The 23,857-nt window shown below is 66.0% G+C and carries 24 protein-coding genes; 11 read left to right on the forward strand and 13 right to left on the reverse strand.

Annotated features, from left to right (window positions below; all coding sequences use genetic code 11):
• Positions 1-31: 31 nt before the first annotated feature.
• Genes IPM60_01260 through dctP form a run of 4 tightly spaced genes read right to left on the reverse strand, consistent with a single transcriptional unit; the run spans position 32 to position 4,092 of the window.
• Entirely contained in the window at positions 32-1,231 is a 1,200-nt protein-coding gene (locus IPM60_01260; GenBank protein ID MBK8906569.1) for a CoA transferase, read from the reverse strand.
• Positions 1,228-2,544, reverse strand: a complete 1,317-nt coding sequence (locus tag IPM60_01265; GenBank protein MBK8906570.1) for a TRAP transporter large permease — start codon at positions 2,542-2,544, stop codon at positions 1,228-1,230. Before IPM60_01265 ends, IPM60_01260 begins: the two co-directional genes overlap by 4 nt.
• Complete coding sequence (locus IPM60_01270; protein ID MBK8906571.1) at positions 2,541-3,239, reverse strand: TRAP transporter small permease; 699 nt, start codon at positions 3,237-3,239, stop codon at positions 2,541-2,543. The genes IPM60_01265 and IPM60_01270 overlap by 4 nt, the downstream gene beginning before the upstream one ends.
• Positions 3,136-4,092, reverse strand: a complete 957-nt coding sequence (dctP, locus tag IPM60_01275; GenBank protein MBK8906572.1) for a TRAP transporter substrate-binding protein DctP — start codon at positions 4,090-4,092, stop codon at positions 3,136-3,138. The genes IPM60_01270 and dctP overlap by 104 nt, the downstream gene beginning before the upstream one ends.
• Before the next feature lie 452 nt (positions 4,093-4,544).
• Between dctP and IPM60_01280 the strand changes: the two genes are divergently transcribed.
• Complete coding sequence (locus tag IPM60_01280) at positions 4,545-4,991, forward strand: pentapeptide repeat-containing protein (GenBank protein ID MBK8906573.1); 447 nt, start codon at positions 4,545-4,547, stop codon at positions 4,989-4,991.
• A 20-nt stretch (positions 4,992-5,011) separates the two neighbouring features.
• Here the strand turns inward: IPM60_01280 and xth are convergent, their stop codons facing one another.
• From xth to IPM60_01310, 6 genes are all read right to left on the reverse strand, one after another.
• Positions 5,012-5,791 carry an exodeoxyribonuclease III gene (gene xth / locus IPM60_01285; protein MBK8906574.1) on the reverse strand — a complete coding sequence of 260 codons (780 nt, stop codon included), beginning with the start codon at positions 5,789-5,791 and terminating at the stop codon, positions 5,012-5,014.
• 16 nt (positions 5,792-5,807) lie between these two features.
• Positions 5,808-7,136 (reverse strand): amidase, encoded by a 1,329-nt coding sequence (locus IPM60_01290; GenBank protein ID MBK8906575.1) that lies wholly within the window; start codon positions 7,134-7,136, stop codon positions 5,808-5,810.
• A gap of 39 nt (positions 7,137-7,175) precedes the next feature.
• The gene (locus IPM60_01295; GenBank protein MBK8906576.1) at positions 7,176-8,531 is read right to left on the reverse strand and encodes a TRAP transporter large permease subunit; all 1,356 of its coding nucleotides are present in this window, start codon (positions 8,529-8,531) and stop codon (positions 7,176-7,178) included.
• A 6-nt stretch (positions 8,532-8,537) separates the two neighbouring features.
• Entirely contained in the window at positions 8,538-9,146 is a 609-nt protein-coding gene (locus tag IPM60_01300) for a TRAP transporter small permease subunit (protein MBK8906577.1), read from the reverse strand.
• Between the two features lie 194 nt (positions 9,147-9,340).
• On the reverse strand, positions 9,341-10,516 hold the full coding sequence (locus IPM60_01305) for a TRAP transporter substrate-binding protein (GenBank protein ID MBK8906578.1): 1,176 nt from the start codon (positions 10,514-10,516) through the stop codon (positions 9,341-9,343).
• Positions 10,517-10,798: 282 nt separating this feature from the next.
• On the reverse strand, positions 10,799-11,767 hold the full coding sequence (locus tag IPM60_01310) for a D-glycerate dehydrogenase (GenBank protein ID MBK8906579.1): 969 nt from the start codon (positions 11,765-11,767) through the stop codon (positions 10,799-10,801).
• Positions 11,768-12,178: 411 nt separating this feature from the next.
• On the opposite strand from IPM60_01310, the gene minC reads away from it, so the two are divergent.
• The 5 genes from minC (at position 12,179) to IPM60_01335 (ending at position 16,362) form a co-directional block, all read left to right on the forward strand.
• Complete coding sequence (gene minC / locus IPM60_01315; protein ID MBK8906580.1) at positions 12,179-12,946, forward strand: septum site-determining protein MinC; 768 nt, start codon at positions 12,179-12,181, stop codon at positions 12,944-12,946.
• A 54-nt stretch (positions 12,947-13,000) separates the two neighbouring features.
• Complete coding sequence (gene minD / locus IPM60_01320) at positions 13,001-13,813, forward strand: septum site-determining protein MinD (GenBank protein ID MBK8906581.1); 813 nt, start codon at positions 13,001-13,003, stop codon at positions 13,811-13,813.
• A gap of 11 nt (positions 13,814-13,824) precedes the next feature.
• Positions 13,825-14,193, forward strand: coding sequence for a cell division topological specificity factor MinE (gene minE, locus IPM60_01325; protein MBK8906582.1), 369 nt, complete (start codon positions 13,825-13,827; stop codon positions 14,191-14,193).
• 220 nt (positions 14,194-14,413) lie between these two features.
• The gene (locus tag IPM60_01330) at positions 14,414-15,985 is read left to right on the forward strand and encodes a DUF2914 domain-containing protein (protein MBK8906583.1); all 1,572 of its coding nucleotides are present in this window, start codon (positions 14,414-14,416) and stop codon (positions 15,983-15,985) included.
• A gap of 215 nt (positions 15,986-16,200) precedes the next feature.
• On the forward strand, positions 16,201-16,362 hold the full coding sequence (locus IPM60_01335; GenBank protein ID MBK8906584.1) for a hypothetical protein: 162 nt from the start codon (positions 16,201-16,203) through the stop codon (positions 16,360-16,362).
• 75 nt (positions 16,363-16,437) lie between these two features.
• Here IPM60_01335 and IPM60_01340 read toward each other — a convergent pair whose 3' ends face one another.
• On the reverse strand, positions 16,438-17,322 hold the full coding sequence (locus tag IPM60_01340; protein MBK8906585.1) for an NAD(P)-dependent oxidoreductase: 885 nt from the start codon (positions 17,320-17,322) through the stop codon (positions 16,438-16,440).
• Between the two features lie 106 nt (positions 17,323-17,428).
• Here IPM60_01340 and IPM60_01345 point away from each other — a divergent pair, with 106 nt between their 5' ends.
• The 4 genes from IPM60_01345 (at position 17,429) to IPM60_01360 (ending at position 21,288) form a co-directional block, all read left to right on the forward strand.
• Positions 17,429-18,370: a 2-dehydropantoate 2-reductase gene (locus IPM60_01345; GenBank protein MBK8906586.1), complete on the forward strand. Its 942-nt coding sequence runs from the start codon at positions 17,429-17,431 to the stop codon at positions 18,368-18,370.
• A gap of 147 nt (positions 18,371-18,517) precedes the next feature.
• Positions 18,518-19,495, forward strand: a complete 978-nt coding sequence (locus IPM60_01350) for an NAD(P)H-quinone oxidoreductase (protein ID MBK8906587.1) — start codon at positions 18,518-18,520, stop codon at positions 19,493-19,495.
• A gap of 56 nt (positions 19,496-19,551) precedes the next feature.
• On the forward strand, positions 19,552-20,490 hold the full coding sequence (locus IPM60_01355; protein MBK8906588.1) for a cobalamin-binding protein: 939 nt from the start codon (positions 19,552-19,554) through the stop codon (positions 20,488-20,490).
• Between the two features lie 255 nt (positions 20,491-20,745).
• Entirely contained in the window at positions 20,746-21,288 is a 543-nt protein-coding gene (locus IPM60_01360; protein ID MBK8906589.1) for a DUF1013 domain-containing protein, read from the forward strand.
• A 94-nt stretch (positions 21,289-21,382) separates the two neighbouring features.
• On the opposite strand, the gene IPM60_01365 is transcribed toward IPM60_01360, so the two are convergent.
• Both IPM60_01365 and IPM60_01370 read right to left on the reverse strand, forming a co-directional pair.
• Positions 21,383-21,784 carry a DUF3775 domain-containing protein gene (locus IPM60_01365; GenBank protein ID MBK8906590.1) on the reverse strand — a complete coding sequence of 134 codons (402 nt, stop codon included), beginning with the start codon at positions 21,782-21,784 and terminating at the stop codon, positions 21,383-21,385.
• Positions 21,785-21,893: 109 nt separating this feature from the next.
• Positions 21,894-23,021 carry a PA0069 family radical SAM protein gene (locus tag IPM60_01370; protein MBK8906591.1) on the reverse strand — a complete coding sequence of 376 codons (1,128 nt, stop codon included), beginning with the start codon at positions 23,019-23,021 and terminating at the stop codon, positions 21,894-21,896.
• Between the two features lie 149 nt (positions 23,022-23,170).
• Between IPM60_01370 and IPM60_01375 the strand changes: the two genes are divergently transcribed.
• Positions 23,171-23,845 carry a TIGR04283 family arsenosugar biosynthesis glycosyltransferase gene (locus IPM60_01375; protein ID MBK8906592.1) on the forward strand — a complete coding sequence of 225 codons (675 nt, stop codon included), beginning with the start codon at positions 23,171-23,173 and terminating at the stop codon, positions 23,843-23,845.
• The last annotated feature ends 12 nt before the right edge of the window (positions 23,846-23,857 follow it).

Genomic DNA, 23,857 nt, shown 5'->3' on the forward strand with positions numbered 1-23,857 from the left:
AACCGCAGCCATTCCATGGACCCTCACCGTCTCATCGTCGGCGCCGGGCCAGATCGTCGAGGATCCGCTTCCGGTCCTGGTCGAGATCGGGCGCAGGCCTGCGCGTGGATGGGGCCGGAAAGGCCGGCATCTTGATGGGGCTGCCGGCCATCTGCAGCGTGCCGGCGGTCGGATCGTCGACAGTGACCACCATGTTGCGAGCCAGCACCTGGGGGTCGGCCAGCACCTTGTCGACGGTGTTGATCGGGCCGCACGGGATTCCCGCGTCCTCCAGCACCCGAAGCCACTCGGCGATCGGACGGCGTGCGAATTGGATCTCCAGCTCGACCTTCAAAGCCGCATGGTGTTCCGTCCGTTGTGTATTGGAGGCGAACAGCGGGTTGGCGCCGAGATCAGGCCGCCCGACCACCTCGCAGAGTTTGTTGAACAGGGCGTCGTTACCGGCGGCGACGATCATGAAACCGTCTTCGGCTGCGAAGGCGTCGAACGGGGTGATCGACGGATGCCGGGCGCCCAATGCATGGGGGACCTCGCCGGTGGCCGCGAAACGGGCGATGGCGTTCTCCAGGATGGCGACCTGGCAGTCGAGCATCGCCACGTCCACCAGCACGCCGGCGCCGCTTCGTTCGCGGTCATAGAGGGCCGCATTGATTCCGACCGCGGCGAACAGGCCGGCGGTGATATCGCCCACGGAGGTCCCGACCCGGGTCGGCGGGCCGTCCGGATAGCCGGTCAGGCTCATGATGCCGCCCATCGCCTGCACCACCATGTCGTAGGCCGGGCGCTTCGCGTAGGGGCCGGTCCGGCCGAAGCCGGAGACGCCGGCGTAAATCAGGCGGGGGTAGCGCTGGTGCAGGTCCTCCCACGCATAGCCCAGACGATCCATGGCGCCCGGGCGGAAATTCTCGACCAGGACATCGGCTTGTTGGAGAAGGGCCTCGAAGGTTTCCCGGTCGCGGCTGTCCTTGAGGTCGAGGGCGATGCTTTCCTTGCCGCAGTTGAGCGACATGTAATAGGCGGACTTGTCGCCCACGAACGGACCGAAGTATCGGGAATCATCGCCGCGCTCCGGCGTCTCGACCTTGATTACGCGAGCGCCGAGGTCCGCCAGGACCATCGTGCAGTACGGTCCGGCGAGGACCCGGCTTAGGTCGACGACGACGACGCCCTCGAGGGGCCCCGCCTTTGTCAAGGTCGGCTTCGTCCATGTCCGGGTCGCTGTCTCGCTCATTGTTCCCGCCCCATCAGTACGTCCGGCAGCCACAGTGCGATCTCCGGAAAGATGCTGAGTATGACGATGCCGAGGACCATGCAACCCACGTACGGCATCGCGCCGCGGAGGATCGCGCCGAGCGGCAGGTCCGGCAGGATCGCGTTGATCACGAACAGATTGAGCCCCACCGGCGGGGTGATCAGACCGATTTCCATGTTGATGGTTAAGATCACCGCGAACCAGTAGGGATCGAAGCCGACCTGGGTAATGATCGGCAGCAGGATCGGCGCGGTCATCAGGATGACGGCGACCGGCGGCAGAAAGAAGCCGGCGACGAGCAGGAACACGTTGATAATGCCCATCAACACCCAGCGGTTGACGTCCAGCGCAGCAATCCACTCGGCGATCGACTGGGTGATGAACAACGAGGACAGCGTGAAGGAGAACAACTCCGCGGCGCCGATGATCATCATGATCATGACGCTTTCCTTGATGGTGTCGCGAAATACCGCCGCGAAGGCCGAGAACCGCCACAGGCGATAGATCACCGCCACCAGCACGATGACGAACAGCGCTCCGACCCCGGCCGCCTCCGACGGCGTCGCGACGCCGCCGTAGAGGACGTAGAGAATGCCAGCCACGATGGCGAGAAACGGCAGGACGCGCGGCAGCAGCTCCAGCTTCTGTTTCAAGCTGTACCGGCTCGCCATCGCGCTGAGGCCGAGGCCCTTCATCTTGCAGTACAACAGCGTCCACGCCATGAACAGCACCGTCAACAGCACACCCGGCAGCAGCCCGGCGAGGAACAGGCGGCCGATGGAGGTCTCGGTGGCGATGCCGTAGACGATCATTGTGATGCTGGGCGGGATCAGGATCCCGAGGGTGCCGCCGGCGGCAATCGATCCGGCGGCGATCTCCTGCGGATAGCCGCGGCTGGTCATCTCGGGGATGCCCATCTTGCCGATGGCGGCGCAGGTGGCCGGCGACGACCCCGACAGCGCCGCGAAGATGGAGCACGCGCCGAGGTTGGAGAGAACGAGGCCCCCCGGCACCCGATTGAGCCAGCGATCTAGGCCCTCGTAGAGGTCGCGTCCGGCCGGCGAGGCGGCGACCGCACCGCCCATCAGGATGAACATGGGGATCGACACGAGCGCGAAGCTGGCCAGCCCGCCGAAGAAAGTCTCGCCGATGATATTGATGCTGAACCAACCGTCGCTGAGGATCAGCGCGGCGACGGACACCAGTCCGAGCGCGAACGCGATCGGCATCCCGATTGCGAATAACGCAATCAGTGCAGCGAGGACGAGGATGCCGGTGATCAGCGGCGTCACTGCAGTTCCTCCTCCAACCGGAGGAAGTCGGCAACGAACTGCAGGCACAACAGCCCGAAGCTCAACGGCATCGGCAGCAGCGGAATCCACAACGGTAGCGCCCACACCGTATCGGTCGTCCAGTTGTTGACCCAGGCCTCATGGAAGTAGACCCATCCGGCCCACGCCAGCACTCCGCAGAACACGAGGCTCAGCACGTCGGAGAGCAACCGCAACGCGATCTTGCCGTCGTCGCCGACGGCGTTCTCGATGAGGTCGACGCGCACGTGGCCCTTGAGCAAGAGCACATACGGGCTGCCGAGCAGGGTGGAGGCGACCAGCGCGAACGTCACGAACTCCGTCTGCCAGATCGTCGAACCGGCCAGCACGTAGCGGACGAACACCATCTGGCTGACCACCAGCACCGACGCCACCAGCAGCAGCACCGCGACCAGACCGAAAAGCTTCGACAGGGCATCCACGAACCGCACGAAGTGCTCGAACCCGCGCAATTCCGGTTTTCCTATCTCCGCCGTCGCGAGACGTGTGGATCGCCGCGTCGGCTGCGCCGCCTCCAGGCGACGGAGAGAGCGGAGGCCGGCGCCGAGTGCGTCACTTGACCGCGAGCGCCTTGTCGATGAGTTCCTGGCCGTCGGGGACGGTCTCTGCGAAGGTCTTGTAGGAGGTGTCCTTGGCGATCTGCAGCCAGGCGTCATAGTCTTCCTGAGACATTTCGACAACCTCGACGCCGGCCTTTTTGAAGGTGTCGATCATTTCCTGATCGAGTTTCTTGGCTTCCCCCACGAAGTACTCTTCTGCCTTTTTGCCCGCGGCCTTCAAGGCATCCTGCTGCTCCTTCGAGAGCTGATCCCAGCTCCGTTTCGACATCAGGATCGGCTCATACATGAACCAGAGCGCGTTCTCGCCCGGCGCGGTGAGGCACTTGACCTGCTCGTAAAGCCGGTAGGAGACGAAGCTGCCGGAACTGGTGTTGGCGGCGTCGAGCACGCCGGTCTGCATGCCGGTGTAGACTTCCGAACTCGGCATCGAGGATAGCGACGCCCCGGCGCCGGCCAGCATCTCCTCGAACGCAGGCCCGGCGGCGCGGGTGACCTGTCCGGCAATGGACTGAGGATTGGTGATGCAGTCCTTCTTGGAGGCGAATGCGCCAGCCAGCCAGGCGTCGGCGAGCACGACGACGCCGGCGTCATTGATGCTCTTTTTGATGTCCTGCATGAACTCGGAGCTATTAAGCCGCTGCGCCCGTTCGTGATTGCGCACCAGACCCGGCATCAGCGTTGCCGAGAACTCGGGATGGCGGCCGGACGCGTAATCGAGCGGGAAGGCGGCAATGTCGAGCACGCCCTTGGTCAGCGCGCCCCATTGTTCCTTCGGCTTGTGCAGCGACGCGCCGGGGTATACGCGGATGTCGAGGCCGACGTCAGCCTTCTCGACCTCCTTCGCCAGGATCTGCACCATTTCGTCCCGGACGTCGCCCTTGCCACCGGGCCATTGGTGAGACGCCTTGAGGGTCGTGTCGGCTTCGGCCGTCGCGGCGACCACCGTCATGGCGACGCCCAAGCACAGGATCGTGCGAATACTGATCACGCTTTCCTCCCTTCTCTCTCGGCCTACGCCCACCTGTTTCCGGGTTGCGCATTGGCGCGAGGGGCCGATTGTATATTCCGGCCTTCCGCACACAGCTAAGCAGGAAACCCTGCCGCCATGTCAAGGTCATACTGTGAAGCGGCGACGGGATGGACGGCTTACGCCGAGCGCGAGCGCGCGAAATCGCCTCTCGCCGAACCGCACCGGCTTGCGTTATCATGCTGAACCGATGGGCGGGGGTGTTCGAGCAGGAAATGCCAACAATGAACAAGGTTCTTGAGACGAGACTTCGACGTTTTCGCGCCAGACGGCGGCTCTACCGCTTGCAGCATCCGAGGCGCCGCAAACTGACCGAGATCGATCTGGACCGTGTCCTGGAGGGGCACCAGATGTGGATCGGCTCCGGTTGGGAGATGGGCAAGCGCGCTGATCTGCACAGGGTTTCCCTCGGCCATATCGACCTCCATGGGGCGCTCCTGCAGGAGGCCGACCTGCACGGCGCCGACCTGCATCGCGCCGACCTCCGCGACGCGGACCTGGAGGGCGCCGACCTGCATCGCGCCGACCTCACCCGCGCCAAGTTGCACGGCGCCGAGTTGCGGTGGGCCGATCTGCACGAAGCGGATCTCTACGCAGCCGATCTGCACGGGGCCGACCTCAAGGATGCCGACCTGCATCGTGCCGACCTGCGCGGCGCCAACCTCTACGAGGCGGATCTGCGCGCGGCCGACCTGCGCGGCGCCAACCTCTCCGGCGCCAAGGGGCTGACAGCGGAACAACTGAAGGCCACCAGCGTCGACGCCAAGACCCGTCTGCCGAAGGAACTGCGCAACCTCGAAAGTGTCCGCGCCTCCGCCTGATCGGCGACGTGTCGGCGGCCTCAGCGTCCGTTGGCAAGTCGGCACCACACGGGCGTGTGGTCAGACGGTCGGTCCCAGCCGCGCGGCGTGCGGTCGATGTCGGCGGCCTCGAGGCGATCGGCGGCCTCCGGCGACAGAAGCAGGTGGTCGATGCGCATGCCGAGATCGCCGGCAAAGGCGCGCCGCTGATAATCCCACCATGTATACCGGGCCGCGTCGCCGCTGAGCGCGCGGATCGCGTCGGTCAGGCCGAGGTACAGGATCTTGCGGAGGGCGGCGCGGGACTCCGGCTGGCAGAGGGCGTCGCCGGCCCACGCCGACGGATCGTGGACGTCGCGATCGTCGGGCGCGATGTTGTAGTCGCCGCCGAGGACGAAGGCATCCTCGGTTTCGAGGAGGTCCTGGACGTGCCGGTAGAGGCGGTCCAGCCACGCCAGCTTGTAGGTGAACTTGGGCGTGCCGATGGGATTGCCGTTGGGCAAATAGATCGACGCCACCCGCACCCCGCCGGTGAAGCCCTCGATGTAGCGGGCGTGCGCGTCAGACGCCTCCCCAGGGAGGGTGGTGGCGATGATGTCGATCGGCGTCTTCGAGAGGATGGCGACACCGTTGTAGGCCGGCTGCCCGACCATCGCCCAGTTATATCCGAGATCGCCGATTTCCAACCCGGGAAAATTGGCCTCTACTACCTTCAGCTCCTGCAGCAGGACGATGTCGGGCTGTGCCTGGTGCAGCCAGCGCACCAGGTGCGGCAGCCGCGCCTTGATGGAGTTGACGTTCCAGGTGGCGATAACCGTCACGACCCCGCCGCCCCCGTCACTCCCGCTCGAGCCGCTCGACCAGCCAGCGGGCGGTGCGGAGCAGGCGGGCGTCGTCGTTGCGGAGACCGACGAGTTGGGCGCCGAACGGCAGGCCGTTCTCCGCCTCGAACAGCGGGATGCTGACCGCGGGCACGCCGAGATAACTCCAGATGGTGCAAAAGATGGGGTCTCCGGTGGCGCCGAGGCCATGCGGCGCCGGACCCGTGGTCGACGGCGTGATCAACGCGTCGCACCACTCGAACGCCTTTTCAAACGCGACATTGGCGACCGGGATCCAGTCCAGCGCCCGGTTGTAGTCGAGCGCCAGATACGTCTGGCCGGCTTCGATCATCGTGCGCAGCCGGGGGCTGATGCGGTCGCCGCCACGGGCGTAGTCCCCGGCGAGGTTCTTGGCGAGGTCCGCCTCCATGATGACGCGGTGCCAGTCGACGATCCGGTCGAACGGCGCCCCCAGGGCTATCTCCTCGACGTCGTCACCGAGCACGTCGACCAGTTCCGCGAAGGCCTGCTGCGTGCCGGCCTCCGCATGGTCCCACAGCGCGGTCTTGACGAAGCCGATGCGGGGAGTCACCGGCGGCGGCGAAGAGGCTGTCGCAACCATCGCCGGCCGCGCAGCCGGCCGCATGTCCGGATCGCGGTCGTCATAGGCCATGAGGGTCTCGGTGATCAGCGCCAGATCCTCGACCGAGCGCGCGAACACACCGATATGGTCGAGCGCCCGCGACAGCGGCAGCACGCCACGCCGCGAGATCGTGCCGTGGGTCGGCTTGAACCCGTACACCCCGCAGAACGAGGCAGGGCGAATGACCGAGCCGTTGGTTTGCGAGCCCACCGCCAGCGGCACCATGCCGGCGCCCACGGCGGCGGCCGAGCCGCTCGACGAGCCGCCCGGGGTATGTTCCGGGTTGTGCGGGTTGCGGGTCTTGCCGGGCGAATAGACGGCGAATTCGGTGGACACGGTCTTGCCCATGATGACCGCGCCGGCGGCGCGCAGCAGCGACACGACGGTGGCGTCGGCCCGCGGCCGGCGGCCGGCATGCAACGCCGTTCCGTACTCGGTCGGCATGTCGCGGGTGTCGATGATGTCCTTGATCCCGACCGGAACGCCGTGCAACGGTCCCCGCGGGCGTCCGGCCCGGGATGCGGCGTCGGCAGCTTGCGCCTGCGCCCGGGCGTGCTCAGGGTCGAAATGGATCCAGGCCTGAACGGCGTCCTCCCGCTCGCCAATGCGCGCGAGGCAGGCTTCCACCAGCTCGGTCGCCGTCAGCGCGCCGTCGCGGATGGCTGCTGCTGCGTCACTGGCGGTCAGGTCAGCCGGGTTCATTGTGTTGCCGAGCCCTTGGACTTGCGCTGCCGCGTTCGCCTACCGCCCATAGAGGTAGCTTGGGAGCCAGTGGGCGATGCCGGGAAAGATGTAGAGCAGCACCATGGCGATGAGCACCATCATCAGGAACGGCATGATTCCCTTGAATATCTCCACGAGTTGAACGTGCGGCGGCGCGACGCCCTTGAGGTAGTACGCCGCCATCGCCATCGGCGGCGTGAGGAACGATGTTTGCAGGTTGAGCGCTACCAGAATACCGAAGAACAGGGGATCGATTCCGAAGTGCGGCAGCATCGGCAAGAAGATCGGCACGAAAATGATGATGATCTCGCTCCACTCCAGCGGCCAGCCGAGCAAAAAAATGATGATCTGCGCCAGGATCAGGAACGCCACCGGTGACAGATCGAGGCCGAGTACGAAGTCGGAGATCAGACGTTCGCCGCCGAGATAGGAGAACACGGACGAAAACGTCCAGGAACCGACGAACAGCCAGCACACCATCGCCGACGTGCGGACCGTCAGATAGACCGACTCCTTGAGCCGGTCCCAGGTCAGCGCCCGGTAGGCGGCGGCGAGCAGCAGTGCGCCCAGCGCTCCCACCGCCGCCGCTTCCGAAGGCGTGGCAAGACCGAAAAGAATGGCGCCGAGCACGGACAGGATCAGCACCGCCAGCGGGAAGAACGACGTCAGCATCATCCAGACGACCTGGGTGACCGGCATGTGGCCGACATCTTCCTCTCGCATCTTCGGCGCAACCTTCGGATCGAAGATGGAGCGTCCGACCACGTAGATCATATAGAGGCCGGCGAGCAGGAACCCGGGGATGATGGCTCCGGCGTAGAGTTGCACGACTGAAATACCGGCGGTCGCCGCGTAGACGATCAGCATGATGCTGGGGGGAATGAGAATTCCGAGGCAGCCGCCGGCACAGATAACGCCGGCCGAGAAGCTGGTGTTGTAGCGCGCCTTCAGCATGGCAGGGAAGGCGAGCAAGCCCATCAGCGTCACCACCGCGCCGACGATGCCGGTGGCAGTGGCGAACAGCGCGCACGTGGCAAGCGCCGCCACCGCCATCGAGCCAGGAATGTGGCGAGTGGCGACCTGGAGGCTGTGGAACAGCCGGTCGACGATGTTGGCTCGCTCGACGATGTATCCCATGAACAGGAACAGGGGAACGGCGGTAAGCACGTCGTTGGCCATGACCGAATAGGTCTGGTTGACCAACAAGTCGAAGATCCGATTGTCGAAGATGGTCTGCATCCGCTCCGGATCCCAATACGCGTAGAAACCGAAGCCGACGCCCATGGCGACCAGGGTAAAGGCGATCGGGAAGCCGAGCAGGATGGTCAGCACGAAGATGCCGAGCATGAACAGGGCGACTTGAGGGTCGGTCATGGCGGGTCAGCTCGCGGGTGGCTTGTTGGCGTAAGAGCCCAACACTTCTGTCGAGCCTTCTTGCTGATGCAGCAGAACCGATTCCATCTCCTCGACATCATGTTCGGGCTTGGGCCATGCGCCCCGTCGCAGGCATTGGATGCAGCGTATGACCTGTGCGATCCCCTGCAAGAACAGCAACGCGCCGGCGATCGGGATGATCGTCTTGAACGGATAGATCGGCACATTGGCTGGGCTCATGACGCTGACTTCGAGGTACTGCCAGGAACGGTTGGCATACTTCATCCCGGCGACGATCAGTGCCGTGATCCCGGGGAAAAAGAACAGAAAATAGAGGACCAGTTCAATGGAGGCCTGCACCCGCGCCGGCCACAGGCGGTAGATCACGTCGCCCCGGACGTGCCCGTCCCGCGACAACGTATAGGCGCCGCCCATCATGAACAGCGTTCCGTACATGATGTAGCTGATATCGAACGCCCAGGATGTCGGATCGCGGAACAGGTAACGGACCATGACCTCGTAGCTCACCCCGAAGGTCATGACCATGATACACCAGGCGAATGCCTTGCCCGCCCAGGCGCTGATGCTATCGATGAAGCGGACGATGTTATCCATCATAGCGCCGATCTACGTTCGACTGCCACATTACGAGTAAAAATTCAGCATACGGGATCCGGTCCCGGCCGCGGTCGCAGGATGAGCCCGTCAAGGGGCCAGCCAGCCGGCGGCATATCGGACATGCCGAACGGGTGACGCTCATTGGCGCCACCCACCCGGTCATCTCCATGGGAGCAAGATCGCCTGAGCCGTCAACCCTTGAGCATGCCGGGGAAGTAGTGGTTGTACGCCAGCTCGTAATCGGCCTGGCCCATCAGGGAGAAGAACCCGACCCGCTTGGCCCACTCCTTCTGGCTGTCGACGATTTTCTTGAAGACCGGATCCTGGTTCAGCTTTTCGAGCACGGTGTCCCAGGACTTGAGCTGCGCCTCCATGACCGATTGCGGCGTTCGATAGACCTTCACGCCGTCCTCGTTGATCAAACCCTGCAGGTCGCTGGAGTAGCTGTCCATGGCGAGAGCAAAGTTCGCCGTGTTGGCGGCTTCCGCACCGTACTCGAGGATCGCTTGCAATTCCTGCGGCAGCGACTCGAACCTGTTCTTGTTGAAGATGATCTCGAAGAACTCGGTGGCCTGATGGTAGCTGCTCAACATGTAGACCTTGGACACGTCCTGGGCGCCGAAGCGGCGGTCAGAGGTCGGATTGTTGTACTCGAAGGCGTCGATCACGCCGCGCTCCAGGGCCGGCACGATCTCGCCGCCGGGAAGCTGCGTCACCCTCAGGCCCATGCCCTGCATGATGTCGGTGGCGAGGCCGACGGTGCGATACTTCAACCCTTGCATTTCGTCGACGCTGGTAATCTCCTTCTTGAACCAACCGAGCGGCTGCGTCGGCATCGGCATCGCGAAAAAGCCGACGAGGTTGAGGCCGAGAACATCCTGGATCAACTCACGGTAAAGGTCCCTGCCTCCGCCGTGGTGGATCCAGGCGAGGACCTGCGCGGCGTCGGCGCCGAACACCGGGCCGGTGCCGAACAAGGACGCGGCCTTGTGCTTGCCGTACCAGTAGGCCGCAACCTGATGGCCGGCGTCGAGGATGCCGTCATGCACGGCGTCCTGGACCTGGAAGGCCTGCACCACCGCGCCGGCGTTCAGATATTCGATCTTGAGGCGGCCGCTCGCCATCTTGTTGACGCGCTCGACGTACTGCATCGCCATCTCGTTGAAGATGTCGGCGGCGCCCCAGGCGCCCTGCATCTTCAAGGTCACCGTCTCCGCCCGCGATACTTGCGGGAAGGCGACGGTGGCAGCGGCCGCACCGGCGGCGACCCCGCCGGCCCTGATGAACTTGCGCCGCGACACCGGAGGCTTGGCCTGAGGGTCGGACTTCTGCTGGTTTGTTTCGGTTGACTCTATCGCGGATGTCATTTTGTTGTTTCCTCCCGAAGACTTCACGTGAGATCCAACACCCGCCGCTCGCAACACTCGACGGGCGAAACCGGGTCGCAATGTCGTACATTAGGTTAAATGAATTTCGGGCGTCGACGCGTCTCCCCATGCCCTATTCTTGACCTGACGACCGCCGTTCATAACGGTGTTCAGGCTTCCTTGTCCGCCGCGGCAGGAATTTCGAGGGCGCCCAACGAACATTTCGGTCATGATCCCTATTTCGCGCCGAGACTGCAAGCGGTTTGCGCAACTTGCACCCGATCACGCGACGCGGTCGCGGGCGGCACGACCCGCGAAGATGGCGTCGAGGTTGTCGAGGGCGCGGAACCCCATGGCGTCGCGTGTCTCGCGGGTGGCGCTGCCGATGTGGGGCAGCAGAACGACGTTGTCGAGTTCGCGATAGCCGGGGTGGATGTCCGGCTCGTTGTTGAACACGTCGAGCCCGGCGGCGAAGACGTGCCGCGACCGGAGCGCGGCGACCAAAGCTTCGTCCTCGACGATCGCGCCGCGAGCAGTGTTCACGACGACCGCGTTCCGCGGCAGCAACGCCAGGCGCCGGGCGTCCAGCAGCCCCCGCGACTCCTCTGTCGCCGGGCAATGGATGGAGAGGAACTGGCAGCCCGGCAGCAGGTCATCGACCCTCGCGTGAAACACCGCGCCCCGTTCCGCCGCCGGCTCCAGGCGACGTCGGTTATGGTAGTGGATCTCCATCCCGAAGCCCCTCGCCCGCTCCGCCATGACCTGTCCGACACGCCCCATGCCGATGATGCCGAGGCGCTTGCCGGTCACCTGCAGCCCGACCATGAACGCCGGGCTCCAGTCGCGCCAGCGCTGCTCGCGCACCAGCCGCTCGCCCTCGCCGGCGCGCCGGGCGGCGCCGAGCAGCAGCAGCATCGCGATTTCCGCGGTGGCGTCCGACAGCACGTCCGGGGTGTTGGTGACGATGATGCCGCGCGCCGCGGCGGCGTCGGTATCCACGTGGTCGTAGCCGACGGAGAAATTGCAGATCGCCCGCAGCCGATCGGGCAGACGGGCGATCACGTCGGCGGTGAACCTCTCGGTGTGACACGGAACCACGGCGTCCGCGTCGGCGGCCAACGCAACGAGATCTTCGCTGCCATACAATCGGTCGTCCGGATTGAGGCGAGCGTCATAGTCGCGCTGCAGTCGCGCCTCCACCGCGTCGGGCAACTTGCGGGTCACCAGAACCACAGGTCTTCCAGGTGTCATAGCCATGCCAGCCTCCTCTCCGGAACACGCCCGGAAGCTTAGCCGGTTTTGTCCGCAGAGCGCGACAAGTGCGACCGCTTCCCCAGTTGAGGCACAGCAGGTAGTGCTCGCTCGCGACAAACACACAATCCGTAGACATGAGTGGCTTGATGCGCAGCGAATCGAATCGGCTCGCAGGCGCTGCCGGCATCGACCGGCGTCATCGGCCCGCACAGGGCGTGCACGGGGCGATCGCAAAACGTCAATGACCTCAACGGCGTGCCGAATCGGGCCGAGCGCTGTCATTGCCGGCCTTGCCAGCATCCGAAAATTGATGACAGCTACATCCAGATGTGGAGACTGAGCGGCACGCAGACCGCAACATCGTGGGTGGCACATGAGCAGATCCCAACTTCGTGGATGGACTTCCAAATGACATCGGCCGCTACCGTCACCGAGCTTCCCAAGGGCGGGCGTCGCCACGTGGATCTGCGCGGGGCATCCTTCACGCTGCTTGTGCTCCGCATGACCGATCCCAAGGACGACACCCTCTATGCCGCGCTCGCCGATCGCGTGGCCCAGGCGCCCAGCTTCTTTCGGCACGCTCCGGTGGTCGTCGATCTCTCCGCCCTCGCCGAGGCGCCACCCATCAACATCGCAGAAGTGGGCCGTCGGCTGCGCCAGCACGGTCTGGTGCCGGTCGGCGTGCAGAACGCGACCGCGGAGCAGAACAAGGCAGCCGTCAACGCCGGCTTCAGCGTGCTTCGCGAAGGCTCGCAGGCGCCGATCTCGCTCGACGACGATGGTGTGGCCTCGGGGATCGAGTTGCGCGTCGTCGCCCCGCCCGCCGCCGATCGGCCGCCCATCGGCACCCAGACCAAGGTCGTCACCCAGCCGGTCCGTTCCGGCCAACAGGTGTACGCCCAGGGCGGCGATCTGGTGGTGCTGGCCTCCACGTCCCCTGGCGCCGAGCTTCTGGCCGACGGGCACATCCACGTCTACGGGGCGCTGAAAGGGCGGGCGCTCGCCGGTGTCTCCGGCGATCAGAGTTCCCGCATTTTTTGCCACAAACTTGACGCCGATCTGGTGTCGATCGCCGGCACGTGGCAGGTGCGGGAAGATTTGCCCGAAGAGCACATCGGCAAGCCGGTGCAGATTTCGCTCGAAGGCGACCGCGTCGTGTTCCAGCCGCTGTCCTGAGCAAGGTCCTGACGCGGCTTACCAGGTTTTTGATCCATGGGATTGGAGGGATCGTTGTCCAAAGTCATCGTCATAACGTCCGGCAAGGGCGGCGTCGGCAAGACCACGTCGGCCGCCGCATTCGCAGCCGGTCTCGCCCTCAGGGGCTACAAGACCGTCGTTGTCGACTTCGACGTGGGCCTCCGCAACCTCGACCTGGTTATGGGCTGCGAGCGCCGCGTCGTGTTCGATTTCATCAACGTGATCAACGGCGACGCCCGTATCAGTCAGGCGCTGATCAAGGACAAGCGCCTCGAGAACCTGTCGGTGCTGCCGACCAGCCAGACCCGCGACAAGGATGCGCTCACCAAGCCGGGGGTGGAAAAGGTCCTCAAGGAACTCAAGAACTCCTTCGACTACATCGTCTGCGACAGCCCGGCCGGCATCGAGAAGGGGGCCTTGATGGCGCTCTATTTCGCCGACGAAGCGATCATCGTCACCAACCCGGAAGTCTCGAGCGTCCGCGATAGCGACCGCATCATCGGCGTTCTGCAAAGCCGCTCACGCCGCGCCGAACAGGGCCTGGAACCGGTCAAGGAGCACCTTCTGCTCACCCGCTACGACGCCAACCGCGTGGACCGCGGCGAAATGCTGAAGGTCGAGGATGTGCTCGAAATTCTCGCCATCCCGCTGCTCGGCATCATTCCGGAGAGCCAGACGGTGCTGAAGGCGTCCAACCTCGGCATGCCGGTGGTCCTCGACCCGGCGTCGCCGGCGGGCAAGGCTTACGTCGACGCCGTCGGCCGGTTCGTCGGCGAGACCATCGAGCATCACTTCAACCAGGCCCGGCGCGGGCTGTTTCAGCGGCTATTCTGGAGGACCGCATGAGGCTCCTGGACATGAAACTCCTGGACTTCTTTCGCTCTCGCAAGCGGCCATCCGCCGATGCGGCGAAGGAACGGTTGCAGATCCTGCTCGCCCACGAGCGCGCCGGAACCTCTCAGCCGGCGTACATGCCGCAACTGCATCGGGACATCCTCAAGGTCATCTGCAAGTACGTGGAGATCGACGACGAGAAACTGACCGTGCAGTTCGAGAACATCGACTCCGTCTCCGTTCTGGAGGTCAACGTCGAGCTTCCGAACCGGTCGTGGAGCGACACGCCGCCGCCGCCGCGGCCGGCGCAGCCTCAACGGCCGAAGCGCATCCGACGCAAGGCGGCGGAACCCCCGATCCTGCCGGACGGCGCGAGCGCGGACACCATTTAGGAATGCCAATTCGGTCGGCCTGTCGGGAAAAAGGAGGTGAGTTTCTTCTTCGCGGTGATTATTGTCTCGTGCCATCCCACCGACGGATGCTAGTCATTGGTCGGTGCAGCAGTGCGTTCGTGCTGTGATCGTCGGCGTGCCGGGGCTCGAACTTCAAACCAAACGACCACGTCGCGCGGCCGCTCCATCGTTGCGGGGCAAATCCGCTGACCTGGAACCCATGACTGAGCGTTTCAAGATCAAGATCAATATCCGCAATTCGGACGGCGATGGGGACACCTCCGCCATGATGGACACCACGGCGGACACCACGGCGGGCACCACGGCGGACAGGAAGAGCGGCTTCGCGAAGACGATGCAGCGCAGTCGCCGGTTCCTCAGGATGGAGGTGGCCATCGTCGCCATCGCCGTCGTTGCCGCCCTGATCGCCATAGCCCTCACCCCGGCAGTCGATACCGAGGTGGCGGAGTCGGACGCGCAACCAGCGGCCGTCGATCCGCAGACTTCGCAAACGCCGGGAGCGGGTTCCGCGACGTCGCGCACAGAAGAATCCGCAACCGTTTCGCTGCAAACTGCATCCTCCCCAACGGAACCGGACGTTGACACAAGCGATGCAACGGGCTTCGTGACCGCCGACGCTGGTGCTGGAGATGAGGCCGAAGCGGGTGCCGCCGATACGATTGACGCGCCTCCGCCCCCCGAGGCGGCGCCCGTGCTCTCTGATCGCCCCTCGGGCTCGTATAGTGAAGAGCAGTCTCCGACGGCCGACGAACCGCAACCATCAGTCGGCGCTTTCCAACCTGCGACGCAACCGGACGCGGAACCGCCTGTCGACATGCTCGCCGACGCCACGGCGCCGGACGAGATGCCGCCGATGGAGCCGGAAGCCGATGCGAGGACCGCGGCGCCGTCCCGGATGGAGCCGGCGGTGACCGACGTGTTGGCTGAGAGTGTCGGCATTCCCGCTGAAGCGGTGGCGCGAGACGGCGCACCCGTAGCACCGCCGCAGCCCGTGGGCGACAGCGCTGATGCGCCCGCCGGGTCGGCGTCCGATGCGGCGGGTGATGCTTCCATGGATGTCCGGTCGGAGCCGGATGAGGCCGCCCCCGTCGCGGACGACCAACCGGACACACAGGCTCCAGTCACCGTTTTGGCCTCTGTGGTGCCCGATTACAAGCCTACGCGGCCCGCCTCGGTCCCGGCCGAGGAGGGCGCAGCGATCGCGGACGGAGAGGCGACGCCCGTCGTCGCCGTCCAGCAGTGGACCGGCGTCGCGGCCGACGTCGCGGTTCCGGCCAAGAAGCCTGACGCAGCGCCAGGGCCGTCGGAGACATCGTCGTCGACCCGCGATGAGGTCCGATCGATGGACGAGGAACCGGCTCAAGACTTTGCGTCGCTTCCAGAGCCAGCGCGGCGGCCGTCGGTGGCGGCGCTCGATCATGTGGCGACCAACGCCGGCGGCTCCGTGGCGAGGGCATATCTCGCCACCGGCATTCGCGGGCGCGAACCCGTCGACACCATCACCGAAAGCTTTAACTTTCCGAGCGAGGACGGCCGGGAGTTCTTCTATTTTACTGAGTTGCTGGGCCTCGCCGGCGAGGCCGTGGTGCACCGCTGGGAACGGGACGGCCATTTCGAGGGCAACGTCACCTTTCCGGTCGGCTCCAACCGCTGGCGCGTCTATTCCACGAAGACGATCGCGCCACGCCAGGACGGGGTGTGGACGGTCTCGGTCCGAACGAAGGACGGCGCGACCCTCGCCGAAACCGAATTCGTCGTCCGCCGGCCGTAAGCCTTCGTTGTCCCGGCCGTTGGCCTTCGTTGTCCGCCGGCCGTCGGCCGAGAAGCCGCAACGCGCTCCATTGACACCCATGTGCAACGGGCTCACCCTGAGCCTGTCGTTCGCGTGGCGGGCGCCTTGAGGCGTCAAGGGTAACCACGCCTTGAGGCGTCAAGGGTAATCACGCCTTGAGGCGTCAAGGGAAAGCTTGAGGAGGGAATCCGCTCATGGCCGATCAGATCATTGCGTCCATCGCGCTTCTGATATTTCTCGTCTTCCTCGGCTTCCTCGCGCTCTACATCGGCGAACTGGATCTCTGGATCATCATCCTCGCCGTCGGCATGCTGGCCGCCACGGATTTCGCGTCGAGCATCCGTCAGCGCAAATAACCGCGCCCACACCACCTCCGGCAGCGAAGCCGCATCAGCCGAACGACCCTCTGCCGACACCGTTTACGGCTACGGCTACGTCTCGAAAACCTTGATCAGCGCCGCGTGGTCCAGGTTGCCGTGGCCGGCGGCGATCACCTTGTCGTAGAGGTCGCGGTTGAGACGCGTCGCCGGGAGGTCGAAGCCGAGCGAGGCGGCCAATTCTAGGGCTTGGCTCATGTCCTTGCGCTGGGTGACGCACTTGCCGCCCGGCGTGAACGTATCGTCGACCATGCGCTGCCCATGCACCTCGAGGATGCGGGAGTCTGCGAAACCGTCCTTGAGCGCCTCGCGGACCCGTGCCGGATCGGCGCCGGCGCGCTTCGCCAACGTCAGCGCCTCGGCCACCGCGCCAATGTTGAGGCCGACGATGACCTGATTGGCGGCCTTGGCAACCTGACCCATGCCGACGGGGCCCACATGGGTGGTTCGCCGGCCGAGCACCTCGAAGATCGGCAGGGCGCGGGCGAAGGCGTCGTCGCTGCCGCCGGCCATGACGATGAGCGCGCCGCTTTCCGCGCCGATGGTGCCGCCCGACACCGGCGCGTCTACGTAAGACCCGCCGGCGGCGGCGACGCGTTCGGCGAAGCGGCGGGTCTCGGTCATCATTGTGGTGCCCATGTCGATTATCAGGCTGCCGGGCCGCAGCGCGGACACCACGCCGTCCGCGCCGAGCAGCACGGCCTCCACCGCGGGCGTATCGGGCAGCATCAGAATGATGGTATCGGCCCGCGCGGCGACGTCGGCGGGTGTGGCCGCCGCCTCCATTCCCATGGCCGCAAGATCGTCGACCACCGCCCGCGATCGGTTGGAGACGACCATGCGGGCGCCAGCCCGGTGCAAGTTGATGGCCATCGGCCTGCCCATCAGCCCCAGCCCGATGAATCCGATCGTCTGTCCGCTCACCGCCGCCATCGTCATCCGCCCTTCGCCGTGGCATGTTACCCTGGTGCAGCGTCGCGGGACTGCATCATCGACGCAAGGCAAAATCGCCCAGGGCCAACGCAGGGGAGAGGAACTGAAGATCATGCGCATCGCCATCATCGGCACCGGCGGGGTCGGCGGCACATTCGGGGCGCGTCTCGCCAAAGCCGGCGAGGACGTGCACTTCGTCGCGCGGGGCGCCCATCTCGCGGCGATCCGGCGGAACGGGTTGACGATCCGCCGCGACGAGGGCGAGCTTCACCTGCACCCGGCGCAGGCGACGGACGACGTGGCCTCGGTCGGGCCGGTGGACCTGGTCTTGATAGCGGTCAAGCTCTACGACACCGACGGCGTGGCGGCCATGCTGCCGGCGCTGATGGGGCCGGAGACCGCGGTCGTCTCGTTCCAGAACGGCGTCACCGCGGCCGAGACCTTGATCCGGGCGGTGGGAGCGGAGCGGGTCTTCGGCGGCGTCACCTACATCATGGCGGTGATCGCCGAGCCGGGGGTCATTGCTCAGACCGGCGCCATGGCGCGGCTGATCTTCGGGGAGTTCGACGGCGGTCGGACGGCGCGCATCGACTCGTTCCGGGACGCCTGCCAGCGCGCGGGAATCGACGCCGTCGTCAGCGGCGACATTGCTGCCGACATCTGGAGCAAGTTCACCTTCCTGACGGCGTTGAGCGGCGTCACGGCGCTCACGCGCCTGCCGATCGGTCCGATCCGTGAGGACGCGGATACGCGGGCCCTGCTCGAGGCCGCGGTCGACGAAGCGGTTGCGGTGGCCCGCGCCCGTGGCGTCGCGCTGCCGGCAGACTTGGCGTCCCGCCACATGGCGCGGTTCGATGGCGCCCCCGCCGATGTGGGTTCGTCCATGCTCTACGACTTGACCCACGGCAAACGCCTGGAACTGGCGTGGCTCTCAGGCGCGATGGTCGACCTCGGACGCGAGTCCGGCGTCCCGACCCCGACCCACGCCTTCATCACCGCCGCCCTCAAGCTTCACGCCGGCGGATCGCACGGAGACCGTCGATACGGGACTTGACCCGCCGTAAAGCTTCGCCTGAAATGCCGAGAGGTTGAGCACGGCTGTTCCGGTTAGGTCGGGACGATCTGGTCATGACGATCCGGTCGGGTGCGTGCTTTTTTTTGCGGAGGCAGGCAACCCGTGACCGCATCCGTTCCCGAAACGATGCGCGCTGTCGAGATCACTGCGCCCGGCGGTCCGGAGACGCTGGCCACGACGATCCGGCCGGTCCCGAAGCCCGGCTCGGGCGAGGTGCTGATTCGGGTCGCCGCGGCCGGCGTCAACGGCCCGGACATCCTGCAACGACAGGGCGCGTATCCCGCTCCGCCGGGCGTCACCGACATTCCGGGGCTGGAGGTGGCCGGCGCCGTGGCCGGCCTCGGCTCAGATGTCCCGGATTGGCGGGTGGGCGATCAGCTGTGCGCCCTGGTGGCCGGCGGCGGCTATGCCGAGTATTGTACGGTCCCGGCGGCACAATGCTTGCCGATTCCGGACGGCCTCGACACTGCCGAAGCGGCAGCCCTGCCGGAGACGTTCTTCACCGTGTGGACCAACGTGTTCGAGCGGGGGCGGCTCGCGTCCGGCGAATCGCTGCTGGTGCACGGCGGCGCCGGCGGCATCGGAACCACCGCGATCCAGATGGCGAACCGCCTGGGCGCGCGGGTGTTCGCCACCGCCGGCAGCGCCGACAAGTGCGATGTGTGCCGGCGGCTCGGTGCGGAGCGCGCCATCGACTATACGCGTGAAGATTTCGTCGACGTGATCAAGGAGGCGACCGATAGCCGCGGCGTCGACGTGATCCTCGACATGGTCGGCGGCGACTACGTGTCGCGCAACATCAAGTGCCTGGCGCGCGAGGGGCGGCTGGTCAGCATCGCCTTCCGCCGTGGCAGCCGCGTCGAGATCGACCTCATGCCGGTCATGCTGAAGCGCCTGACCCTGACCGGCTCGACCTTGCGCATCCAGTCGGTCCCGCGCAAGGGCGAGATCGCCGCCGCCCTGCGTGAACGCATCTGGCCGCTGATCGCCGACGGGCGCATCCGCCCGCTCATCCACGCGCGCCTCCCGCTCGCCGACGCCGCCGAAGCGCACCGGTTGATGGAGGCGTCCGTCCATGTCGGCAAGATCGTCCTCGTCGTCTGAGGGGAGTCCGTGTCCAAGGGCGGCATTAGCGGTCTCGCGTTGATCGGAACAGGAGGATGGAGCGCGTGACGGCGTCAGACCCGCGCATTGTTTCGCTGCTGCCGAGCGCAACCGAAATCGTGGTCGCCCTCGGCCTGGGGGAACGTCTCGTCGGGCGATCCCATGAGTGCGACTTCCCGCCATTCGTGGCGCAGCTTCCCGTGTGCACCTCGAGCAAGCTCGAGAAGGGGCTGTCATCGCGGGAAATCGAGGTGCGGGTGCAGGAAATCGTCCGGCAGGGCCTTTCCGTCTACGACGTCGATGTAAACCTGCTCCGTGACCTCCGCCCCGACGTGATCCTGACCCAGTCGCAATGTGCGGTCTGCGCCGTCACGCCGCGCGATCTCGAGGACGCGTTGGCCGACTGGACCGGCAGCGACCCGCTGCTGTTGTCGCTGGCGCCCGACACGCTGGATGATGTCTGGGGCGACATGCTGCGGGTCGGCGAGGCTGTAGACGCGCAAGGACAGGCCGATGCGGCGGTCGCCGGTCTCCGGGGACGGCTCGAGATGCTTCGCCGCCGCCACGCCACTTCGGCGCACCGCCCCACCGTGGCCGCAATAGAGTGGACGGAACCACTGATGGCGGCGGGAAACTGGGTGCCGGAACTGATCGAAATCGCCGGAGGTCAGCCGTTGTTCGCGACGGCCGGTCAGCACTCGCCGTGGCTGGAGTGGGAGGCGCTGGCAAAGGCGGATCCGGAGATCATCGTGCTGATGCCGTGTGGCTACCAGATCGACCAGACCCTTGCAGAACTCGGCACACTCGAGTCCGAAGCGCGCTGGCAAGACCTCGCCGCCGTCCGCAACGGGCGCGTGTACGCCGCCGACGGCCACCATTTCTTCAACAGACCCGGGCCGAGACTTGTCGACTCGGCAGAAATATTGGCCGATCTTTTTGGCCAGAGCGGCTCCGGCGCGAGGCGTGAAGGCCATGGCTGGGTTGCCGCTGTCTAGCGCCCGCATTCCGAAAGCACCAGATGTTGGCCACGGCAGACTCGGCGCGCGGTGGCAGACGTATCCGCAGCAAGGAGCATGAGGCAGGGAGCCTCTCTCGATGTAAGCCATAATCAACGTGTTGTGCTCGCGCGGCTTTAATTGCTCGCGGCATCCGATTATATTGAGCTATACGGGCAATGAACGACGTTTCACAACCTCCCCCGTGATCGCCGTTTTGTTGCTCTCAATTCATGCGCCGACGGGAAGAAGATTATGAACAAACCGCTCATGCCGAAAGCCACCGCGGTCTGGCTGGTTGAAAACACCGCCTTGACGTTCGAGCAGATCGCGGATTTTTGCGGAATGCACGCCCTCGAAGTTCAGGCCATCGCCGACGCGGAGGTGGCGATGGGCATGCAGGGACGGGATCCGCTGGTCGCCGGCGAACTGACGCGCGACGAGATCGAACGCTGCTCGGCTGACCCCGAGGCCAAGTTGAACTTCGCCAAACCCAACATCCCGACGGCCCAGGTGCGGCAGAAGGGGGCGCGCTATACGCCGGTCGCCAAGCGCCAGGACCGGCCCGACGCCATCGCCTGGATTCTTAAAAACTACCCGGAGGTCGGCGACGGGCAGATCTGTCGGCTGATCGGCACCACCAAGGCGACCATCGACAAGATCCGCGACCGTACCCACTGGAACTCCCAGAACATAAAGCCGCAAAACCCCGTCAGCCTCGGCCTCTGCTCCGAAGCGGAGTTGGAGAAACAGGTCAACCTCGCCCGCGCCCGCACCGGCACCGTCCACAGCGGTTGAAGCGTGTCCCGCGGCCGGGATTGAAGTGTGTCTCGCGGCCGGGCCGCCGCTGCCGATGTGCGGCATGAGCGGCGGTTGTGGCACCGGCCATGGGCTACAGGTGGTCCATCTCCACGTCTTCACAGGAAATGCCGAGCTGGGCGAGACCTTCCTCGAGGTAGTCGCCGAGGAGCGGGATCTGCATCAACGCTTCGGGGCGGCGGCTTTCGGTGTCTTCGCGGGCGGCGGTGAGGGCGCTTTTCCAGGTGTCGAACCCGTAGTCGCCGCCGAGCCAGACCAGAGCCAGTACCTCGCACGCCTCATCCTCGTTGAGGCTTTCGAGGCAGGCCCGGACCTCCAGAGCAGTCGGGTCGTCGGGAAAATCGAACAGGATCTCGCTGTCGCCGTCGTCGGTCGGATTGTCGCCCGGGTCGGGCACTTCCGGATCCATCTTGGCGTCGAACTCGCGCGCCTTGATGATCAGGTAGCAAACCTTCTCATGATCGATCGTCAGCATTTTCGTCCCCAGACCATTGAACGCAGGCGACAATAGTGGGCATCGACAGCGATGGAAAGCAGCCTGCGACGCCGAAGCGGCCCGGCCGGGCGCGCCATCCGCTTCAACGCTAAAGGAGCGATAACTGGCTGCCTTCCCTGTTGTCCGGCCGCCTGAACTGGCTGGTGTCCAAGTCGAAATCCGCCGCCCGGCCGTAGCCGAGCCCCAGTCGCCCGCAAGCCAGCCGGAGCCGTTGCTGCAGCAGTTCGGCATAGGCGCCCTCGCCGGTCATGCGCGTGCCGTACGCGGCGTCATAGAGGGCGCCGCCGCGGCACTCGCGGACGCGCGCCAGGACTCGCGCGGCCTTGAGCGGCGCGTGGGCCTGCAGCCAGTCGGCGAACAGATCCTTGACCTCGTGGGGCAGGCGCAGCAGGACGGCGCCGGCGCTGACGGCGCCGGCCCGGGCGGCAGCGGCGAGGATGGCCTCGATCTCGTGGTCGTTGATGAACGGGATCAACGGCGCCACCAGGACCGAGACGCGAATGCCGGCGTCGGTCAACGTGCGGATGGCCTCCAGTCGGCGCCGCGGCGCCGACGCCCGCGGCTCCATGCGGCCCGCAAGGCGAGGATCCAGGGTCGTCACCGAAATGGCGACGCTGCCGAGGCGACGCGCCGCCATCGGCGCCAACAGGTCGACGTCGCGGGTGACCAGGCGCGACTTGGTGACCACCGCCACCGGATGATGACAATCCGAGAGGACCTCCAGAATCCCGCGGGTGATGCACCGCTCGCGCTCGATCGGCTGGTAAGGATCGGTGTTGGCGCCGAGGGTGATCGGCTGGGGTCGGTATCCCGGAGCCCGCAACTGGCGCTCGAGGACGGCGGGGGCGTTGGTCTTGGCGACCAGATGCGTCTCGAAGTCGAGGCCCGGCGACAGACCGAGATAGGCGTGGGTCGGCCGAGCGAAGCAGTAGACACAGCCGTGCTCGCAGCCGCGGTAGGGGTTGATGGAGCGGTCGAACGGCACGTCGGGAGAGTCGTTGCGGGCGATTATGGTCCGGCAAGCCTCGTCGGTGACCACTGTCGCCGGCGGTACAACGTCCGCGTCGCCTCCGTCACCGCTTCCGTCGCCGCCTGCGCCTCGGCCGACGCCCCAGTCATCGTCCACGGCCTCGCGAATCAGCGGCTCGAAACGGCCGCTCGGGTTCCCGATGGCGCCGCGCCCTTTCCGCGGCCGTTTCTGCGAGGCGTGGCTCATGGGTGGAGGATAGTGCCATCAAAAGAACAAGGCAAGAACTTCCGCCAGCGGGTGGGCGGTGCTGGCGCTCAGGCTGGGCTCTCCCTTGACCCCTTGTCGAAGGGTGAGCGACGTCGGTATGGTCGGCCGCGGATTGCAGGCGGCGGACGATGTTGGCGGTTGTCATCCCCACTCTCAATGCGGCCGCGACCCTGGGGCGGACGCTGGAGGCCGTGGCCGCGGGGGGCGACGCGGCGGTGGAAGTGGTCGTCGCGGACGGCGGCTCGGCCGACTCCACCTGCCGGATCGCCGTGGAGGGCGGCGCAAGGGTCGTCGTGGCGTCACGCGGCCGCGGCCGGCAGTTGGCGGCCGGCGCGCGCGTCGCCGTCGGCGCCTGGCTGCTGTTTCTGCACGCGGACACGCGGTTGCCGCGCGGGTGGCGCGCGGTCGTCGCGACGTTCGCTGAATCCCCCGAAAACGTCGGCCGCGCCGGCTACTTCCGGTTCGCGCTGGACGACGACGCCGCGGCGGCGCGGCGGCTGGAAGCGGCGGTCGCTTGGCGGTGCCGCCGCCTCGGGCTTCCATACGGGGACCAAGGGCTGCTGATCGCCCGCAGGTTCTACGAGGGCCTGGGGGGATATCAGCCGATGCCGCTGATGGAGGACGTGGATCTGGTGCGCCGCATCGGCAAGCGCCGGCTGGTCGAACTCGGAGCGACAGCCGTAACGTCCGCGGAGCGGTATCGGCGCGACGGATATGGGCGGCGCGCCGCACGCAATGCGATGTGCCTCGGCTTGTACACGGCGGGCGTGCCGCCGCACCTGATCGCCCGGTTCTACGGTTGAGCGCCGAAAGTG

This window comes from Rhodospirillales bacterium, assembly GCA_016710335.1.
Lineage (GTDB): Bacteria > Pseudomonadota > Alphaproteobacteria > Rhodospirillales > Defluviicoccaceae > JADJXQ01.